Origin of the sequence: Streptomyces sp. NPDC048636 (genome assembly GCF_040650655.1) — a bacterium.
Lineage (GTDB): Bacteria > Actinomycetota > Actinomycetes > Streptomycetales > Streptomycetaceae > Streptomyces.
The window spans coordinates 293,379-311,446 of record NZ_JBEZHR010000009.1 but is presented as its reverse complement, the minus strand read 5'-3'; the positions used below and the strand labels follow the sequence as shown (position 1 = coordinate 311,446).

General features: G+C 72.4%; 16 protein-coding genes. 11 read left to right on the top strand and 5 right to left on the bottom strand.

The window, feature by feature from the left end; all coding sequences use genetic code 11:
- Window positions 1-134 precede the first annotated feature (134 nt).
- A complete protein-coding gene (locus tag AB0C66_RS24870; RefSeq protein WP_362442584.1) occupies window positions 135-2,597 on the top strand; it encodes a SpoIIE family protein phosphatase in 2,463 nt (820 codons plus the stop codon).
- 5 nt (window positions 2,598-2,602) lie between these two features.
- Here AB0C66_RS24870 and AB0C66_RS24865 read toward each other — a convergent pair whose 3' ends face one another.
- Window positions 2,603-3,019 carry a hypothetical protein gene (locus tag AB0C66_RS24865; protein WP_362442581.1) on the bottom strand — a complete coding sequence of 139 codons (417 nt, stop codon included), beginning with the start codon at window positions 3,017-3,019 and terminating at the stop codon, window positions 2,603-2,605.
- A gap of 405 nt (window positions 3,020-3,424) precedes the next feature.
- Window positions 3,425-4,360 (bottom strand): MurR/RpiR family transcriptional regulator, encoded by a 936-nt coding sequence (locus AB0C66_RS24860; RefSeq protein ID WP_362442578.1) that lies wholly within the window; start codon window positions 4,358-4,360, stop codon window positions 3,425-3,427.
- A gap of 218 nt (window positions 4,361-4,578) precedes the next feature.
- On the opposite strand from AB0C66_RS24860, the gene AB0C66_RS24855 reads away from it, so the two are divergent.
- From AB0C66_RS24855 to AB0C66_RS24845, 3 genes are all read left to right on the top strand, one after another.
- A complete protein-coding gene (locus AB0C66_RS24855; protein WP_362442576.1) occupies window positions 4,579-6,942 on the top strand; it encodes a collagenase in 2,364 nt (787 codons plus the stop codon).
- Window positions 6,943-7,083: 141 nt separating this feature from the next.
- The gene (locus AB0C66_RS24850) at window positions 7,084-8,253 is read left to right on the top strand and encodes a DUF3103 family protein (RefSeq protein ID WP_362442573.1); all 1,170 of its coding nucleotides are present in this window, start codon (window positions 7,084-7,086) and stop codon (window positions 8,251-8,253) included.
- Window positions 8,254-8,421: 168 nt separating this feature from the next.
- Entirely contained in the window at window positions 8,422-9,228 is an 807-nt protein-coding gene (locus AB0C66_RS24845) for a thioesterase family protein (RefSeq protein ID WP_362442570.1), read from the top strand.
- Window positions 9,229-9,240: 12 nt separating this feature from the next.
- Here AB0C66_RS24845 and AB0C66_RS24840 read toward each other — a convergent pair whose 3' ends face one another.
- The 3 genes from AB0C66_RS24840 to AB0C66_RS24830 all read right to left on the bottom strand — a co-directional run bounded on the left by AB0C66_RS24840 (window position 9,241) and on the right by AB0C66_RS24830 (window position 11,802).
- Complete coding sequence (locus AB0C66_RS24840) at window positions 9,241-9,666, bottom strand: ATP-binding protein (protein WP_362442567.1); 426 nt, start codon at window positions 9,664-9,666, stop codon at window positions 9,241-9,243.
- A gap of 4 nt (window positions 9,667-9,670) precedes the next feature.
- Window positions 9,671-10,669 (bottom strand): YihY/virulence factor BrkB family protein, encoded by a 999-nt coding sequence (locus tag AB0C66_RS24835; RefSeq protein ID WP_362442564.1) that lies wholly within the window; start codon window positions 10,667-10,669, stop codon window positions 9,671-9,673.
- 92 nt (window positions 10,670-10,761) lie between these two features.
- Window positions 10,762-11,802, bottom strand: a complete 1,041-nt coding sequence (locus tag AB0C66_RS24830) for a membrane dipeptidase (RefSeq protein ID WP_362442561.1) — start codon at window positions 11,800-11,802, stop codon at window positions 10,762-10,764.
- Window positions 11,803-11,915: 113 nt separating this feature from the next.
- Here AB0C66_RS24830 and AB0C66_RS24825 point away from each other — a divergent pair, with 113 nt between their 5' ends.
- The 7 genes from AB0C66_RS24825 (at window position 11,916) to AB0C66_RS24795 (ending at window position 18,068) form a co-directional block, all read left to right on the top strand.
- Window positions 11,916-12,698, top strand: a complete 783-nt coding sequence (locus tag AB0C66_RS24825) for an MBL fold metallo-hydrolase (RefSeq protein ID WP_362442558.1) — start codon at window positions 11,916-11,918, stop codon at window positions 12,696-12,698.
- Window positions 12,699-12,715: 17 nt separating this feature from the next.
- Window positions 12,716-13,363 (top strand): VTT domain-containing protein, encoded by a 648-nt coding sequence (locus AB0C66_RS24820; RefSeq protein ID WP_362442665.1) that lies wholly within the window; start codon window positions 12,716-12,718, stop codon window positions 13,361-13,363.
- A gap of 305 nt (window positions 13,364-13,668) precedes the next feature.
- Window positions 13,669-14,847 (top strand): SchA/CurD-like domain-containing protein, encoded by a 1,179-nt coding sequence (locus AB0C66_RS24815; protein WP_362442556.1) that lies wholly within the window; start codon window positions 13,669-13,671, stop codon window positions 14,845-14,847.
- A gap of 53 nt (window positions 14,848-14,900) precedes the next feature.
- Window positions 14,901-15,308 carry a cupin domain-containing protein gene (locus AB0C66_RS24810; protein ID WP_362442553.1) on the top strand — a complete coding sequence of 136 codons (408 nt, stop codon included), beginning with the start codon at window positions 14,901-14,903 and terminating at the stop codon, window positions 15,306-15,308.
- Window positions 15,305-16,564, top strand: coding sequence for a beta-ketoacyl-[acyl-carrier-protein] synthase family protein (locus AB0C66_RS24805; RefSeq protein WP_362442550.1), 1,260 nt, complete (start codon window positions 15,305-15,307; stop codon window positions 16,562-16,564). Before AB0C66_RS24810 ends, AB0C66_RS24805 begins: the two co-directional genes overlap by 4 nt.
- On the top strand, window positions 16,561-17,811 hold the full coding sequence (locus AB0C66_RS24800) for a beta-ketoacyl synthase N-terminal-like domain-containing protein (RefSeq protein WP_362442547.1): 1,251 nt from the start codon (window positions 16,561-16,563) through the stop codon (window positions 17,809-17,811). The genes AB0C66_RS24805 and AB0C66_RS24800 overlap by 4 nt, the downstream gene beginning before the upstream one ends.
- On the top strand, window positions 17,811-18,068 hold the full coding sequence (locus AB0C66_RS24795) for an acyl carrier protein (RefSeq protein WP_362442544.1): 258 nt from the start codon (window positions 17,811-17,813) through the stop codon (window positions 18,066-18,068). Before AB0C66_RS24800 ends, AB0C66_RS24795 begins: the two co-directional genes overlap by 1 nt.

Sequence of the window (18,068 nt, the reverse complement as noted above, 5' to 3'; positions counted from 1 at the left end):
TCACCGCCGCCCGGGTCACGGACGGTCGCGGCTCATTTGAACCCGCGCTGTGGGAGGCGCATGCTCGGTACGTAGTGCGGTCGTGATGGCTCCGGCATGCACCCAGGACGATCCCCTGAACGAGATGGGGCGCCATGAACGCCGACGATGCCCTGCCGCTGCTACGGCCGCGGGGCTCCGGGGGCCCGCGGACCGTCGTGATCATGGTGGATGAGCGGGGTGTCGTCACGGGCTGGAGCACCGGCGCGGAACAGGTGCTCGGCCTCTCCGTCGGGGACGCCGTGGGCCGCCCCGCCGGCGACTTCCTCGCCCCGGACTCCGGAGCGCCGTTCTGGACCGCGCGCGGCGAGGGCGACGACTGGCTGGGCGAACTGACCGCGCGCCGCGCGGACGGCGGCCAGGTCCCGCTGCGCGGCACCGCCCACCGCTGTGTGGAGGACGGTGCGCGGGCCCAGTGGATCCTGGTGGCCGCGGCGGCGCACGCGGCCGGGCATCAGCTGCTCCCGCAGGAGATCGAGCGGGCCGTGGTGCACTGGCTCTTCACCCGCTCCCCGGTGGCCGTGACCATCTATGACACCGATCTGCGCTGCCGCTGGCAGAACGAGGCGATGACCCGCCTCACCGGGGTGACGGAGACCGAGCGGCGCGGTAGGCGGCTGCCGGACATCCTCTCCGGACCGGACGCCGCGACGTGGGAGCGACGGCTGCGCCGGGTGGTCGAGACCGGTGAGTCGGCGTTCAGCGGGGAGATGCACGGCCGGGTCCCCGCCGACCCCGAGCGCGACGCCGTCTTCATCGCCTCGGCCTCCGCGCTGCGCGACCACCACGGGCACACCCTCGGCCTGTGCACGACGGTCGCCGACGTCACCCAGCAGTACCGGTCCCGGGAACGGCTGACGCTGCTGAAGGAGGCGGGCACCCGGATCGGCAGCACGCTGGACGTGATGCGCACCGCCCAGGAGCTGGCCGACTCCACCATCCCCCGGCTCGCCGACTGGGTCACCGTCGATCTGCTGGACACCCTGCTCAGCGGGGACGAGCCCGGTCCGTTCACCGGAGTGGTGGCGCTGCGCCGGGCGGCCAACCAGTCCGTGCTGGAGGGCACTCCGGAGGCGGTGCGGGAGCCGGGCGAGGTGGACTTCTATCCGCCGTACTCCCCCGCCGTGCGCTGTATGGCCACCGGCCGGTCGGCCATCCACCACGTCACCGACCACGACATCGAGGTCTGGCTGGCCCAGGACCCGGTGCGCGCGGAGAAGTTCCGGATCTTCGAGTTCCAGTCGATCCTGGGGGTGCCGATCCGGGCGCGCGGGACAACGCTCGGCATCACCATGTTCTACCGGCGGTCCACGTACCCGTTCACCGACGACGACCGGCTGCTCGCGGAGGAGCTGGTGGCACGGGCCGCCCTCTGCCTGGACAACGCCCGCCGCTTCGACCGCGAGCGCACCGCGGCCCTCAGCCTCCAGCAGAGCCTGCTGCCGCGGGGGAACCCGGTACAGGCGGCGGTCGAGACCGCGTCCCGCTATCTCCCGGCCGGGGGTACGACCGGGCTGGCGGGCGACTGGTTCGATGTGATCCCGCTGTCCGGGGCCAGGGTCGCCCTGGTCGTCGGCGATGTGGTGGGCCACGGCATCGGCGCCGCCGCCACGATGGGCAGGCTGCGGACGGCGGTGCGCACCCTCGCCGATGTCGACCTGCCCCCCGACGAGCTGCTCACCCACCTCGACGACGTGGTGCTCCGGCTGGCCGCCGAGGGCGAGGGCACCGGACACCCCGACGACCCGGCCGTCCTCGGGGCCACCTGCACCTACGCGGTCTACGACCCGATCTCACGGACCTGTTCGCTCGCCCGGGCCGGACATCCGCCCCCGGCCACGGTCACCCCGGACGGCGCGGCCCGGCTGCTCGACCTGCCCGCGGGACCGCCGCTGGGGCTGGGCGGCCTGCCCTTCGAGGCGGTCGATGTGCAACTGCCGGAGAACAGTCTGCTCGCCCTCTACACCGATGGGCTGCTGGACTTCCGGGAGCGGGAACTCGACAGCGCGCTCGACCAGTTGTGCCAGGTGCTGGCCGAACCCGCGCGGTCCCTGGAAACCCTGTGCGACCAGGTGCTGAACGCGCTGCTCCCCGACCACCCGGCCGATGACGCCGCACTGCTGATCGCCCGCACCCGGGCGCTGAACCGGGACCAGTTCGCCGTACGGGACCTCCCGGCCGACCCCGCGACCGTCTCCACCGCCCGCTCCTGGGCCGCGCACCAGCTCGCCGACTGGAGCCTGGAGGACGCGTCCTTCGTCACCGAGCTGGTCGTCAGCGAGCTGGTCACCAACGCCATCCGGCACGCCGACGGCCCCATCCAGCTACGGCTGATCCGGGACCGGACGCTGATCTGCGAGGTGTCCGACGCCAGCAACACCGCCCCCCATATGCGCCGCGCCCGGCTCTCCGACGAGGGCGGCCGCGGGCTGCTGCTGGTCGCCCAGCTCACCCAGCGGTGGGGCACCCGGCACGCCCGCGAGGGCAAGACCATCTGGTGCGAGCAGCCGCTCGCGAACGGGGACGCGCCGACGGAGGCGATGACGCCGGTGCGCTGAGCCCGTCAGCGTCGGGCGGCCACCGCGGCGGGGCGGCGGGCGACGGCTGGTGCCCGGCGGGCCTCCTTCATCAGCGCGTCGGTGATCAGCCGCACCCCGCCGGCAAGCCGGTTGAGCTGCGCCAGCTCGGTGGCGTACAGCTTGACGGTGGACTCGATCATCGTCTCGGAGAAGCCCAGGGCGGGCAGTTCCGTACGGCAGGTCTGGAGGGCCGCCCGCACCGCGCGGATCTCGTTCTGGAGCTGGAGCCGGGCGTGCCGGGCGAGCAGCACCGGATGCCGGGTGAGGGTGGAATACCCCGCGTACCGGGCGGGCAGGAGATCCCGGAGCCACCGGGCCGCGGTGCGCTCCCAGTCGGGCGTGCCCGGTGGGTTGACCTGATAGGGCCAGTCCGCGCTGATCGGAGAGTAGGTCTGGGACATCGTCGTCGCCTTCGAGCGGAGGGTCCTGATCGCCGGGGATCAGTGGGTATCCGGCGGCCCTGGGCCCAGGGGTCGGCCCGGGGCCGCCGGGGGTGCCCGAGGGGAGCGGACTACCCGAACGGAACACGTGGGGGCCGACGAGGAGGCTGCCGTCCCTTGGGTGTTCGCCCACATGGCTCCCGGGGCTCGCGACAGCGAGCGCTGGTTCCGGCTCAGCCCCTTCGGGGCCCGGGTGCCATGTGCAGTAAATATATTTACCGCGAAGTAAGCAAGGGCATGAAAAGTTTCATGCATGTGAGTCTATGCGGACGCCCGTCTCCGGAAGCCGGACGAAGGGGGTGGGGTGCGGGGTGCGGCCCGGGGTGACCTCGGCCGCGGCGGCTCAGCGGCCGCTGGTCGCGGAGCTCACTGATCGAGGAAGAACTCGTGCTGCTCGGCGGCCCGTTCGTACTTCTCCAACCGGAACTGGGTGCGCTCGGGCTCGGCGTCGGCCATGGCCTGGAGGATGCCCGCCGACAGCACCATGGGCGCCGCGTAGGAGTCGAAGACCAGACGCGATCCGGTGCCCGCGGTGAGCGCCACATCCGCCTCCTCGACGAGCGGCCCGTAGCTCAGATCGGTGATCAGCGCCACCCGCAGCCCCGAGCGGTGCGCCGCCCGCATCGCGGCCAGGGTCTCCTTGGCGTGCCGGGGCATCGCGAAGGCCAGCACCCAGGTGCCGCCCGCCTCCCGGGACTGGAGCAGCGCGTCGAAGGCCACGCTGCCGCCGCGGGACACCAGCCGCACATCGGGGTGGATGCGCCGGGCCGCGTAGGCGAAGTACTCGGCGAGCGAGACCGAGATCCGCAGCCCCAGGATGGTCAGCGGCACCGAGCGGGCCAGCTCCCGGCCGATCTCCAGCACCCGGTCGGTGTCGACGAACACATGGCGCAGGTTCTCCAGGTTCGCGATCTCGGTGTCCACCGCCACCTGGAGTTCATTGCGCCGGTTCTCCTCCCGGGTGCGCGGTGAACCGGCGACCGCGCTCAGCGCGATGGGCTGCAACGCCTCGCGCAGCGCGGGATAGCCGCTGAAGCCGAGCGAGGTGGCGAAGCGGGTCACCGACGGCTGGCTGACCCCCACCCGCTCCGCGAGCTCGGTGATCGACAGGAAGGCGGCCTCGGTGAGGTGGTCGGTGATGTACTGCACGATGCGCCGCTGCGCGGGGGACAGCCGCTGCCCGCCGAACAGGGCGCGGACTTGGGCGGTGGGAGGCGGCTCCAGCGTCTCGGGGGCCTCGGGGGCCCGGCCTCCCGGTGTGATCGCGGACGCCTGTGCGCGTGCCTGCTGCCCAGATGGCACCGGTGTGCTCCTTCTCGTCCCATCCCCCCGCTCAACATAGCGGGGAACGGGTCACGACGGGAAACGTCGGAGGGCGGGCGGAAGGCCCCGCGCGCCCCGGAGGACCGGGGTCGACCAATTCGTTCCTGACACCTTGTCAGTGCTATTTCACATTACTATGTTACAGGTCACACGGCAGCACCACCTGCTTCCACCCCCCAACTCATCCGGGAGATCAGGTGATCCACAGACCTTCCCCGCGGGCGACTCTGCTCGCCGCGGCCACCGCGGCCGCACTGACCCTGCCCCTCGCACCGGGCGCCCCGGCCTCGGCCGCCGCCCCCTCTTCTCCGACTTCCGCCTCTTCGATGCCGACCACGTCCTCGGGGCCCGGTGCGACCGGGCCCGACGCCGGTGCCACCCTCGACCGGGGTTCCGGGGTCGAGCGGCTCGGCCGGGCGCCGAAGCCCACCGACGGCCCCGGACGGACCGCCACCCCCCGCACCCCCGGTGACAAGGCCACCGGGAAGGCCGTACGCCACTCCCCGGTCCGGGCCCTGGACGGCGCCGTGCCCTGCACCCTGGACGCGGTGACCGGGCTGGACCCGGAGCGCTGGGCCGACTTCCTCGCCGATCCGGCGGTGACCGCCGACGACTGTCTGCGCGGTCTCCTCTGGACGTGGGACGCCCGGCTCGCCCGGGTGCTCTCCCCCGCCCATGTGCAGGCGGTCTCCCGGCGGATCGGCTCCCTCGCGCCGTCCCACGACGGCAAGAACGGCGGCCATCTGTACGAGATGTTCACGTATCTCCACGCCGCCATCTACCACGACTTCTCGCACGACGAGATCGACCTCACCGACGCGGCGACCGTGGACGCCATGCGGCGCGGTATCGACGCCTTCGCCACCGCCGCCCGCACCTTCGACGTCACCCGGACCAACGCCGACACCCTGCGCGAGGCGCTGTACGCGGGCAGCGCGCCGGGGCTGCGGCAGCATCAACTCCGGCTCATACCCAAGGTCCTGGCCACCATGGACCGGGACCACCCCGCCACCTCCGGCGACCGCTCCTGGGGCGGCGCCGCGCTGGCCGCGCTGTCGGTCAACTACCTCGGTGTCTACCCGGGAAACCAGGACACCGCCTTCCGTGAGGCGGTCACCGCCGACGCCGGATACCGCGGCGCGTTCAAGGCGTTCGCCGGGTACGTCCACCTCAAGGGCGCCGAGAACGCCTGGGTGGTGCGGGACGCGCTCGGCGAGTACGGCCGCTTCGGCCAGATCGACGCCCTGAAGACGGCGGTCGTGGCCGATCTGGGCCCGCTGCTGGACACCACCGGGCGGAACTTCGGCGACGGCAGCCAGCCCTGGGCGAAGGTCGTCGGCTGGCTCAACTTCTTCGAGGCGTGCGCCCCGTACCACGTGTGCAAGGAGGACATCGAGCGGCGGCTCTTCCCGCGCACCTACGTCTACGACAACGGCGGTATCAAGGTCCGCACCGCCCTCGCCGACGCCACCGTCGACCAGCTCTACTACGCGAGCAAGCAGGTCAAGACGCAGTTCCACCGGGTGGTCGGCACCGAGGAGCCGCTGACGGGCGACACCAACACCACACTCACCACCGTGCTGTACGCCTCCCGCGCCGACTACGAGACCTATCAGCCGATCCTCACCGGGCTGTCCACCGACAACGGCGGGATCTACATCGAGCGCGGCGCCACCTTCTACACCTATCAGCGCCGGGTCCCCCAGGACTCCTCCCTCTCCCTCGAGGAGCTGTTCCGGCACGAGTACACCCACTACCTCAACGGCCGCTACGCGGTGCCCGGTTACTTCGGCGAGGGCCCCTGGTACGCGAACGACCGCACCACCGCCATGGACGAGGGCACCGCCGAGTTCTTCGACGGCGCCACCCGCGACGACGGGGTGCTGGTGCGCAAGTCACTGGTGCGCGGCATCATCGCGGACACCGCGGGCGGCGGCCCCCGGATGACCGTCGACCAGCTGCTGCACGCCACGTACGACGGCGACGGCTTCCGCTTCTACAACTACGCGGGCACGTTCTTCGAGTTCCTGTGGCGGGAGCGCCCGGCGCTGCTGCACGAGATGTACGGGTATCTGCGCGCCGACGACCCGCCGGGGTTCGACGCCTGGCGCACCCGCATGGGCTCGGACGCCGGGCTCCAGCGGGCGTACGACACCTTCCTCGACGAGCAGATCGCCAAGGTCGACGACCTGTTCGTACCGGACACCCGCTACGAGCCGGTCGGTTCCCTGCGCTTCGCCACCGCGGCCGAGGTCCGGGACGCCTTCGCCGCCGCCACCCAGAACACCCCGCGGTGCGAGAAGCGGCGGGCCAAGGGCCGGGCCGGGCGGGCGCGGTACGTGTGCACCGGCCGGATCACCTCACGGCTGGCCGACTCCCGCGACCCGGACCGGGTGTTCCGGGACATGTCCGAGACCGTGGACTACTTCCTCCTGGAGCGCAGCCGGTCGGGCGGGAACAACTTCGCCGATATGAACTGCTCCTTCGGCACGGTGGAGATCTGGTCCGACGGCACGGCGGGCACCTCGCCCTTCAGCTGTGAGGGACCGCTGCGCAGTTGAGGGTTTTCCCTCGTAGTAGGGGGAGTTGGGGGTCCGAGCCTTGTGCGGGCGGCCACAACCGGCGCATTCTCTACCCGCGAGTAGTTACTCGCGTAGATCTACCCCGCATTCTCATCCTCAACTCCCCCACAGGAGCATGCCGTGAGCGGTAGACAGACTTCACGCAATCCACGTATTCCGCGCGACAAGCGGGTCCGGCGCACCGTACTGGCGGGCGCCGCGCTGCTCGCCACCTGTGCCACCATCGCCCCCGCGGCGGTGGCGGCACCGAGCCCCCCGCCCTCGTCCGGCACCGCCGGAACGTCGGCGGTGGGCAGGATCGAGGACAGTACGGCCCGTACCCTCGCCGCCTCGCTCGGCGACGCCACCTGGCGCGGCCAGCTGCGCAAGGCGGTACTGGGCGGTGAAGAGGTGGACCTCCAGGCGCTGTCCGGACGGACCGCGGCGCCGAACGGGAAACGCCTCACCTCCTCACTGGCCGACGCCGACCGGAAGATCGCCGCAGCCAAGGGGCTCGGTGCCGACACCGGTTCCCTGCTGCGGCTGCGGCTCGGCGACTCCTCCATGCGCGACGACCTCGAGGCCGGTACGGCCCCGCTGATCGCCGTGGCCTCGAACGACGACCGGACCGGAAAGGTCACCGCGTACGACAGCCAGGGCGTGGCGCACACCCTGGACGCCCGTAAGGCGCCCGACCGGCCCGTCTACGTCCTCGACATCGACGAGTCCAAGGCGCTGGCGGCCGGAATGCGCGTACTGCGCGCGGAGTTCACGGCACGTGGCCTCGCCACTCCGCACGCGGACACCTCGGCGGCGGGCGAGGGCTTCGCCGCCACCCGGATCACCGATGTGGAGCTCTCGGACGACGAGGAGCCCTGGGTCAAGGGCGACGCCGAGATCTACACCCTGGTGACCGGCTTCGGCCAGGACGGCAAGGTCCGGGTCGACCCGGTGGAGATGCCGTACCTGGACGAGGACGGCAAGGTCTACCACCCGAACCAGATCCTGGTGAACTGGTCCAACTACAAGTACGACCTGGCCGACGCGGTGATGATGGAGGAGGACGGCAGCACCAACTACCGGGACCTCGCCAAGGCCATCGCCGGAGTGCTGCTCACCATCACCGACCAGGGCTCCTACATCCCCCTGGTGAACGCGGTCCTGGACGCCATCCCGGACGACTGGTGGACGGATGACCCGGACTACGTCGAGTCCTGGTACACCCTGGCCAAGGACGCCGCCGGCCGCCGTGACGGGGCCCGGGGCAACGGCTGGATGACGCTGGAGCCGTACCAGGTCCAGGGGGCCTGACCCGCACCGAACGGCCCTGCCCTGGGCGCGGACGCGCGCTCCGGGCAGGGCCGCTGGCCCTCGGGGACGAGGGGCCGGGGGTACGAGGGGGTTCGAGGGGTGACAGCCAACCTACCGGTCGGTAACGTGTAAGACCCATTGGGCGAGAGGGGAGCCGAAACCGTGGCCATGGCTGACAGCGACGCCGGGGCGTTCTTCGAACAAGTCGCGGAGGAGCGCTTTGTTCCCACGCCCTTCACCCGGGGCCCCTGGAACCCCGACAGCCAGCACGCGGGCCCGCCCGCCGCCCTGTTGGGCCGCGCGGTCCAGCTCCGCCCGGGCTCCCGCGAGGACATGCGCCTCAGCCGTATCACCTTCGAGATCCTGCGCCCGGTCCCGCTGCGCCCGCTGACCGTGACCACCCGCGTCCTCAAGGAGGGCCGCAGTCTGGAGCTGGTCGAGGCGTCGCTGGCCCCCGACGGCGCCGACGCGGTGATGCGCGCCCGTGCCCTGCGCATCCGTACCGTCCCGGGCGTGGCCCCCGAGGTGACCACGCCCTCCGCCCTCCCCGGCCCGGAGACCGCGAGCGCCGAGCCCTTCTTCCCGGTCCCCTGGGACACCGGCTACCACACGGCCATGGAATGCCGCTTCACCCAGGGCTCCTTCGTCAGCCGGGGTCCGGGCACCTGCTGGATGCGGATGCGGGTGCCGCTGGTCGCGGGCGAGAAGATCACCCCCCTCGACCGCGTCCTCACCGCGGCCGACTCCGTCAACGGCGTCAGCAACGTCCTCGACTTCGCCACCCACGTCTTCATCAACCCCGATCTGACGGTCTTCCTCCACCGCCATCCGGCGGGCGAATGGGTCTGTCTCGACGCCGCGACCACGATCAGCCCCGACGGCCTCGGTATGGCCGACGCCACTCTCCATGACACGGCGGGGCCGATCGGCCGGAGCACGCAGAGCCTCTTCGTGGACGGCAGGCCGACGGGCTGAGCGCGGGCGCTCCTACGCGGGCACCAGGCCCGGGGTCAGCAGGGCGTGGACCGTCTTGCCGGTGGCGTGGGTGGAGACGCGGACCGAGGCCGCCAGACGGTGGACCAGGGGCCAGCCGAAGCCGCCACCTCCGGAGAGGTCGGGGGAGCGCCATCGTGGCAGACGGGGGTCGCTGTCGGTGACCGCGATCTCCAGGCCGTCGCCGACGTCCTTCAGTTCTATGCGGCACACTCGGTCGTCCGTGTGGCGGACCACATTGGTCACCAGCTCGGACACCACCAGTTCCACGGCGTCACCCATCTCGGACGCCCCGCCCAGGGCCGCGGTTCCGAGGAAGCCGCGGGCCACGCGCCGTGCGCGGACGGCGGCGTCGGGGCCGGTCGTCAGATCGGCGCTGACGGTGGTGACTGCCTCGGTCAGCTCATGCGCAGCCGACATGTTCCTACCTCCCAACTCCGGTTCCGTCCGCCTCCGGGTGCGGTGCGGATGCGGGGTCCCCCGAGGTGCGGGGGAGCCACCGGGTGGCTTCTTCGCCTTCTGCCCGACGATCGGCGGGACATGTGTCCGGTTCCGGATTCCTGTTGAGCTCGGCGTTGAACTGGGCGCCGAGCAGCAGGGCCAGATTGGACAGCCACAGCCACATCAGGAACACCACCATGCCCGCCAGCGGCCCGTAGAGCCGGTGGTAGGTGGGGACGTGGGAGGCGTACGCGCTGAAGCCGAGGGAGACGGCCAGCAGCAGGACGACGGCCAGCGCTCCGCCGGGGGCCATCCGGCGTACGGGACGGGAGCGGGCCGGGCCGGAGCGGTAGAGCACCAGGATCAGGGCGATGGCCATGGCCACCAGCACCGGCCAGCGCAGCGCCGCCCACGCGGTGAGCGGTGCGCCGCCCAGGCCCCACACCTCGCCCAGCCGACGGGCCAGACCGCCGGTCAGCATCAGGGTGGCGGTGCTGGCCAGCAGCAGGACGATGACGGCGACGGCGGTGAGCAGGATCCGGGGAGCGGTCCGCCAGACCGGCCGGTGGGCGCTCTCCCGGTGCATCGCGTGCAGGGCGCGCCGGAAGACGGCCAGATAGCTGGAGCCGGACCACAGCCCGCCGAGACCGCCGAGGACCACCAGCAGCCAGGCGGCGGACGGCTGGCGCGCGGTCTCGCGCAGCGCGGTGCGCAGCAGGAGGCGGGATTCCGGTGGGGCGGCCTGGGTGAGGCGGTCGATGACCTCGGGGGTCGAGGTGGGCATCGACAGCCCGAGCACCGAGAGCATCATCAGCATCACCGGGAACAGGGCCAGCACCGCGTAGTAGGTCAGCGCCGCCGCCCAGTCGGTGAGGTCCTCGTTCCAGGCCGTGACGGGGGTCCGGCGCAGCGCCGGCCACCATCCGGTCCGGCCCCGGCCGCCGTCCTGGTGTGGCTGGTGTGTGCTGTCGGTGTGTGCCATGAGCCGTGTGCCCCCGTCCGTGCCGTGCGCCGCGCGGGCCGGACCACAGGGCCCGCGCTGCCAGCCATCTGCCCCGGTGGGCGCGGGCCATGTCAGGCGGGTCGGCCCAGCTGCCGGCGGAACAGCTCCAGGACGTTTCCGCCGAGCACCTTCTCGATCGCGGCCTGCGGGAACCCCCGTTTCAGCAGCGCCTCGGTCACCAGTGGCAGCCCGCGCGGTCCCTCGAGCCCCGGGACCAGCATCTCGGTGTAGTCGCGGTCCTCGCAGCACGGCGGCATGGTGTCGTCGGCGATCTCCTGGATGAAGTCCGGCCCCAGGCCCACGTGGTCGGGGCCGACGAGGTCCGCGATGTACATGATGTGCTCGGCCACCCGGTCCACGGTGCGGCTCGCCTGATCGGCGGCGACGAACTCGCCGAGGACGTTGACGCATATGGTGCCGCCGGTCGCGGCGACACCGCGCAGCTGTGCGTCGGTGAGGTTGCGGTGGTGGTCCAGCAGCGCACGGGCGGAGGAGTGGGTGGCCATGACCGGCCGGGTGGCCAGCTCCAGTACGTGGGCCACCCCGGAGGCGCCGAGGTGGGAGACGTCGAAGAGGATGCCCAGCCGTTCCATCTCGCGCAGCGCCTCGACCCCGGCCTCGGTGAGCCGACTGCCGGTGGCGTCCTCACCGCTGCCGTCGGCCAGCGCGGTACGGCCCCAGTGGGCGAGCGAGGCGATCCGCACCCCGAGCCGGTGCAGGGTCGGGAGCAGTTCCACATCGGCGTCCAGACCGGGCGCGCTCTCCAGGGCGAGCACCAGCGCGATCCGGCCGCCGGCGAGCGCGGCGTCGATGTCGTCGCCGTCCAGGCACAGCGCCACCTCGTCGGCGTTGCCCTCGGCCAGGGTGTGGGCGCACTCGATCATCCGGAGCGTTTCGCGCAACGCGCCCTCGGGGCGGAACCGGTCGTCGATGAAGACCGGCAGCACCTGGAGGTCCACTCCGCCGTCGCGCAGCTGGGGCAGCCAGCGCTCCCGGAAGAACCCCGCCCAGCGGCCCGGCGGCCGGGCGGTCACGGCGATCAGCAGGTCATTGTGGGCGTCGGCGACGACGGCGCGGCGGTGGAGTTCAGGGATGACGGTCACGGCGGTCATGGTGTCGCGGGGGCGGACACCGGTCCACGGGATTTATCGCCCCGGGCCGGGGCGGTGACGGCCCGCCGGGGTGAGAGGATCGAAGGGCGTCCAGCGACGACGGGAGGGGTGGCGTGTCGGTCGAGATCACTTGGTGGGGGCATGCCACCGTGACCGTGCGGGACTCGGGCGTCCGTGTGCTCACCGACCCCCTCCTCGTACGGCGGCTGGCCCATCTGCGGCGCCGCCGGGGGCCCGTACCGCCGCCGGACGCCGCGGTCGCCGATGTGGCGCTGGTGTCGCATCTGCACGCCGACCATCTGCATCCGGGCTCGCTGGCCCGGCTGCGGCCCGGTACCCGGCTGGTCGTCCCGTACGGCGCGGGGCGGGCGGTGCCGGGGCTGCGGCGGGTGGCCGCGGCGCGGGAGTTGCGGGTCACCGAGGTGCGGCCGGGCGAGGAGTGCGCGGTCGGCGAGGTCCGGATCCGCGCCGTACCCGCCGCCCACGACGGCCGGCGGCTGCCGTACGGCCCCAGCCGGGTGCCCGCCCTCGGCTACGTCCTGCACGGTGAGGCCACGACGTACTTCGCGGGTGACACCGGGCTGTTCGACCGGATGGCCGAGGCGGTGGGCCCGTGCGATGTGGCGCTGCTGCCGGTGGGCGGCTGGGGCCCGTACCTCGGCCATGGCCATCTCGACGCGCACCGCGCGGCCCAGGCGCTCGTCCGGCTGGGGGCGCGCAGTGCGGTGCCGGTGCACTACGGCACCTTCTGGCCGATCGGTCTGGACGCGGTCCGGCCGCATGAGTTCCACGCGCCGGGGGACGACTTCCTGCGCCACGCCGGTCGGCTGGCGCCCGGTGCGGCGGTGCATCTGCTGGGGCACGGGGAGTGCGTCCGGCTGGCGTCCGCCAGGTGATCCCGGTGATCTCTCGGATGCTGGACGAGCTGGGCGAGCTGGCGCGGAGCGTGCCGCCGGAGTCGACGCAGCAGGCGGTGGGCTATCCGTCGCTGTTTCTGCTGGTGGTGTTCGGGGCGCTGGTGCCGGTGGTGCCGACGGGGGCGGTGGTGAGTTCGGCGGCGGTGGTGGCCGTGCACCAGAGCTCCCCGTTCTCCCTGCTGTTCGTCTTCCTGGTGGCGGCCTTCGCCGCCTTCCTCGGGGATATCTGTCTGTACTGGCTTGGGCGGCGCGGGGTGCGCTCCCGGGGCGGCTCCCGCTGGCTCGCCCGGATCCATGACAACGCGGCCCCCGAGCGGCTCGCCCAGGCGGAGGCGAGGCTGGACGAGCACGGGGTGGCGGTGCTGGTGCTGTCCCGGCTGGTTCCGGCGGGCCGGATCCCGGTGATGCTGGCGTGCCTGCTGTCGGGCATGCCGATGCGGAGGTTCGCGCGGGGCGCCGGTCCCGCGGCGCTGGCGTGGGCCGCCACGTACCAGCTGATCGGCATCCTGGGCGGATCCCTGTTCGAGAGGCCATGGGAAGGGGTGGCGGCCGCGGTGCTGCTGACGGTGGTCGTCAGCACCGCCCCCGCGCTCTGGCGCCGTGTCCGGGGGCGGCGCGAGGCCGAGCGGGAACCGGCGGGCTGACGGACCGCACGGTGGCGGCGGCACCGCCCAACTTCTCCATCCCTCCGGGTCGTTGACGGCCCGGCGGACGGTCGTGCCCCGGGGCCGGGGCAGCGCCGCCCGGCGGCCTCGACCGGCGGAAACGCTCCGGCCCCGACCAGCTTCCGGTGGGGGCGACAGACCGTTCGCGGGCCGCGGCACACGGCCCGGTCCGGCCTTCGCTCAGATGGCTCACAAATCTCGCGCCATACGTGGGCGCGCTCCACGATCGTCCTTGCGGGCGGCGCATCCAAGGACGGTCGCAAGCCCCCAAGGAGGAGTGGAACATGAGCACCCTGCCCCAGGCTCCACAGACCACCACGACACCATCCATGACCACGCAGTCGGCGCTGACCGACTCCCGGCTGCGCGTGGTGCTGCTGCTGGATGTGCGCAGCGGTGCCGAGGACCGTTTTCTGCGTGCCTATGACGAGCTGTGCAAGCAGGTGGCCTCGGTCCCGGGCCATCTGAGCGACCAGCTGTGCCAGTCGATCGAGGACCCCTCCAAGTGGCTGATCACCAGTGAGTGGGAAAGCGCTCCGCCCTTCCTGGCCTGGGTGGACAGCGCGGCCCACCGCGAGATGGTCAAGCCGATGCACGGCTGTGTGAAGGACACCCGGTCGCTGCGGTTCGGCATCCTGCGCGAGACCGACCACGGCACGGGCAGGGCGGGCAAGGGCCGCCTCCAGCCCGCCCCGCGGGTGGGCGACGGGGTGATCCGGCACGCCCTGACCTTCACCGTCAAGCCCGGCAAGGAGAAGGACGTCGCCGCGATCCTGGCGAACTACGCCTCGCCCGAGTCGCGGGTGGACGACACCACCCGGCTGTGCCGCACCTCGCTGTTCATGAGTGGCAATCGGGTGGTGCGCGCCGTGGAGGTCCAGGGCGATCTGATGGCGGCGCTGCGCCATGTCTCCCGGCAGCCGGAGATCCGGGCGGTCGAGGAGGCCATCAACCCGTATCTGGAGGAGGCCCGCGACCTGGACGATCCGGATTCGGCGCGGGAGTTCTTCATGCGGGCGGCGCTGACGGCCGTGCACCACCTGTCGGTGAAGGGCGCCGGACACTCGTCCGCCGGCATACGGCGTCATGCCCTGCTCTACCCGGTCAAGGAGGGCTGCGGGATGGCGGTCTCCCGGCTGCTGGCCCGCCAGGACGAGCTGGCCATCAGCCGCGCGGGGGCGGCCGGCGGGAACGGCGGGGCCAGGAAGGGCGCACCGGCCCTGGTGGCCAGCACGATCTTTCACCACGTGGACACCGTCGTCCGGCTGGTGGATGTGGTCGGTTCGCTGGACCAGGCCCCCGCGCTCTTCGCCGGTGTCAGCGGCAAGCGCGCCGCGGCCATGCTCAGTCGGCTGGTCGAGGTCGGTCCGGGCCGGGAGCTGTCGGACGAGGAGGGGCTGCGGCGTTTCCTGGCCGACTGCGACATGGATCCGGTCACCGACCGCCGGGCGGCGGACTACTGAGCTCCGCCACGTCCCGCGTCCCCCACGTCCCCACGTCCGGAAGGCAACCGATCATGACCACGCAGTCCCCCCACATCGTCGACCTCGCCGACGTCGCACACAACCGGCGGCGCGGCGGCGATCTGCGCGCCATGCTCACCCCGAGCACGGTGGGCGCCACGAGCGGCTTCATGGGCCTGGCCCTCCTGGGGCCCGGTGAACGCATCGGTGAGCACTACCACCCGTACTCCGAGGAGTTCGTGTTCGTCGTGTGCGGCGATCTGGAGGTGGATCTGGACGGGGCCGCCCACGTGCTCCGGCCCGACCAGGGTCTGCTGATCCCCCGCGAGATGCGCCACCGCTTCCGCAATGTGGGGCGCACCGAGGCCCGGATGGTCTTCCACCTCGGTCCGCTGGCCCCGCGCCCCGAGCTCGGGCATGTGGACACGGAGGAGACCGAACCGGCAGAGGCGTCGTCGTGACGCGACGGGTGGCGGTCACCGGGCTCGGCGTGGTCGCACCGGGGGGTGTGGGCGTCCCGGCCTTCTGGGACATGCTCACCGCCGGGCGTACGGCGACGCGCGCGATCACGCTCTTCGACGCGGCGGGGTTCCGCTCGCGGATCGCGGCCGAGTGCGACTTCGATCCGGTGGCCGCCGGACTGGACCCGGAGCAGATCGAACGCTCCGACCGGTATGTGCAGTTCGCGCTCGCGGCGTCGATGGAGGCCACCCGGGACGCCGGGCTGTCCCCGCAGCCGGAGAGCTGGCGCACCGCGGTGTCGCTGGGCACCGCGGTCGGCGGCACCACCCGGCTGGAGCACGACTACGTCAAGGTCAGCAGCGGGGGCGAGCACTGGGACGTGGACCACCGGCGGGCCGGTCCGCATCTGCACCGGGCGTTCGCGCCGAGCGCGCTGGCCTCCGGTGTCGCGGAGCTGATCGGCGCCCAGGGCCCGGTGCAGACCGTCTCCACCGGCTGCACCTCGGGTCTCGACGCCATCGGCTACGGGTTCCAGGCGATCGAGGAGAACCGGGCCGATGTGTGTCTCGCGGGCGCGGCGGACTCACCGATCTCCCCGATCACCGTGGCCTGTTTCGATGCCATCAAGGCCACCTCGGCCAACAACGACGACCCGGAGCACGCCTCGCGGCCGTTCGACGCCCGCCGCGACGGCTTCGTCCTGGGCGAGGGCGCCGCCGTCCTGGTCCTGGAGGAGCTGGAGCACGCGCGCGCCCGCGGGGCCCGGATCTACTGCGAGATAAGAGGGTTCGCCACCTACGGCAACGCCTATCACATGACCGGTCTGACACGGGAGGGCCTGGAGATGTCCGAGGCCATCGACCACGCGCTGGGACACGCGCGTATCGACAGTTCCGAGATCGACTACGTCAACGCACACGGTTCCGGCACCCAGCAGAACGACCGCCATGAGACCGCGGCGGTCAAGCGCTCGCTGGGCGAGCACGCCTACCGCACCCCGATGAGCTCCATCAAGTCCATGGTCGGGCACTCCCTCGGCGCCATCGGGGCGATCGAGGTGGTGGCCTGCACCCTGGCGCTGGCGCACGGGGTGGTGCCGCCGACCGCGAACTACGAGAACCCCGACCCCGAGTGCGACCTCGACTACGTACCGCGGACCGCCCGTTCGCTGCCGCTGCGCCATGTGCTCTCGGTGGGCAGCGGGTTCGGCGGCTTCCAGTCGGCCGTGGTCCTCAGCCACGGGGGTGCGTCATGAGGGCCCCGGCGAGCGGACACGGCCGGGGCGCGGTCATCACCGGCCTGGGCATCGTGGCGCCGAACGGCGTGGGCACCGACGCCTACTGGAAGGCCGTACGGGAGGGCATGACCTTCCTGGACGAGCTCTCCCGGGAGGGCTGCGAACACTTCCCGCTGCGGGTCGCGGGCCAGGTCCGCGGGTTCGAACCGGGCGCGATGGTCGAGGAGCGCTATCTCGTCCAGACCGACCGCTTCTCGCACTTCGCGATGACGGCGGCCGATCTGGCGGTGGAGGACGCCCTGCTGCCGTCCCGGGAGATGTCGCCGTTCGCGGTGGGCGTGGTGACGGCGGCGGGCTCCGGCGGCGGTGAGTTCGGCCAGCGCGAGCTCCAGCAGCTGTGGGGCAAGGGCCCGCGGTATGTGGGCCCGTACCAGTCGATCGCCTGGTTCTACGCGGCCAGCACCGGCCAGATCTCCATCCGCGGCGGCTTCAAGGGGCCCTGCGGGGTGGTGGCCAACGACGAGGCGGGCGGTCTGGACGCCATCGCGCACGCCTGCCGGTCCATCCGGCACGGCGCCGACGCGATGGTGGTGGGCGCCGCCGAGGCGCCGCTCGCCCCCTACTCGATCGTCTGCCAGCTCGGCTACGAGGAGATGAGCCTGGCCCGTGAACCGGGCCGGGCCTACCTGCCGTTCACCGAGGACGCCCGCGGATTCGCCCCCGGCGAGGGCGGGGCGATGCTGGTGGTCGAGGAGGAGGGCGCGGCGCTGCGCCGCGGCGCGCGGATCCGCGGCCGGATCCTCGGCCATGCCGCCACCTTCACCGGACCGTCCCAGTGGGAACGCTCCCGGGAGGGGCTCGCCCAGGCCATCCGGGTCGCCCTGGCCGACGCGGACTGCGCGCCGGAGGAGGTCGACGTGGTGTTCGCGGACGCCCTCGGCACCCCGGCGGCGGACCGCGCCGAGGCGCTCGCCCTCACCGACGCGCTGGGCGCCCACGGCCGCCGGGTCCCGGTGACCGCCCCCAAGACCGGCTTCGGCCGCGCGTACTGCGCGGCCCCGGCCCTGGACGTGGCGGCCGCGGTACTGGCCATGGAGCACCGCGTGGTCCCGCCCACCCCGTACGTCACCGACGTCTGCCATGACCTCGACCTCGTCACCCGCACCTCCCGTTCCGCCGAACCGCGGACGGCGCTGGTGCTGAGCCGAGGGCTCATGGGTTGCAACGCGGCGCTCGTGCTCCGCGGCCCGGAAGGAGATAACTGATGCCCACTCAACTGTCCTACGGCGAACTGGCGGCGCTCATGAAGAGCTGCGCCGGACTCACCGTCGATCCCCAGCAGCTCCAGACCCGCCCGGACGCCACGTTCGAGGACTACGGGCTGGACTCGCTCGGTCTGCTCGCCATCGTCGGCGAGCTGGAGAACCGCTACGGCATCCCGATCGAACCGGGTGCCGAGAGCTCCAAGACCCCCGGTGACTTCCTCGACGTCATCAACACCTCACTCACCACGGGAGCATGA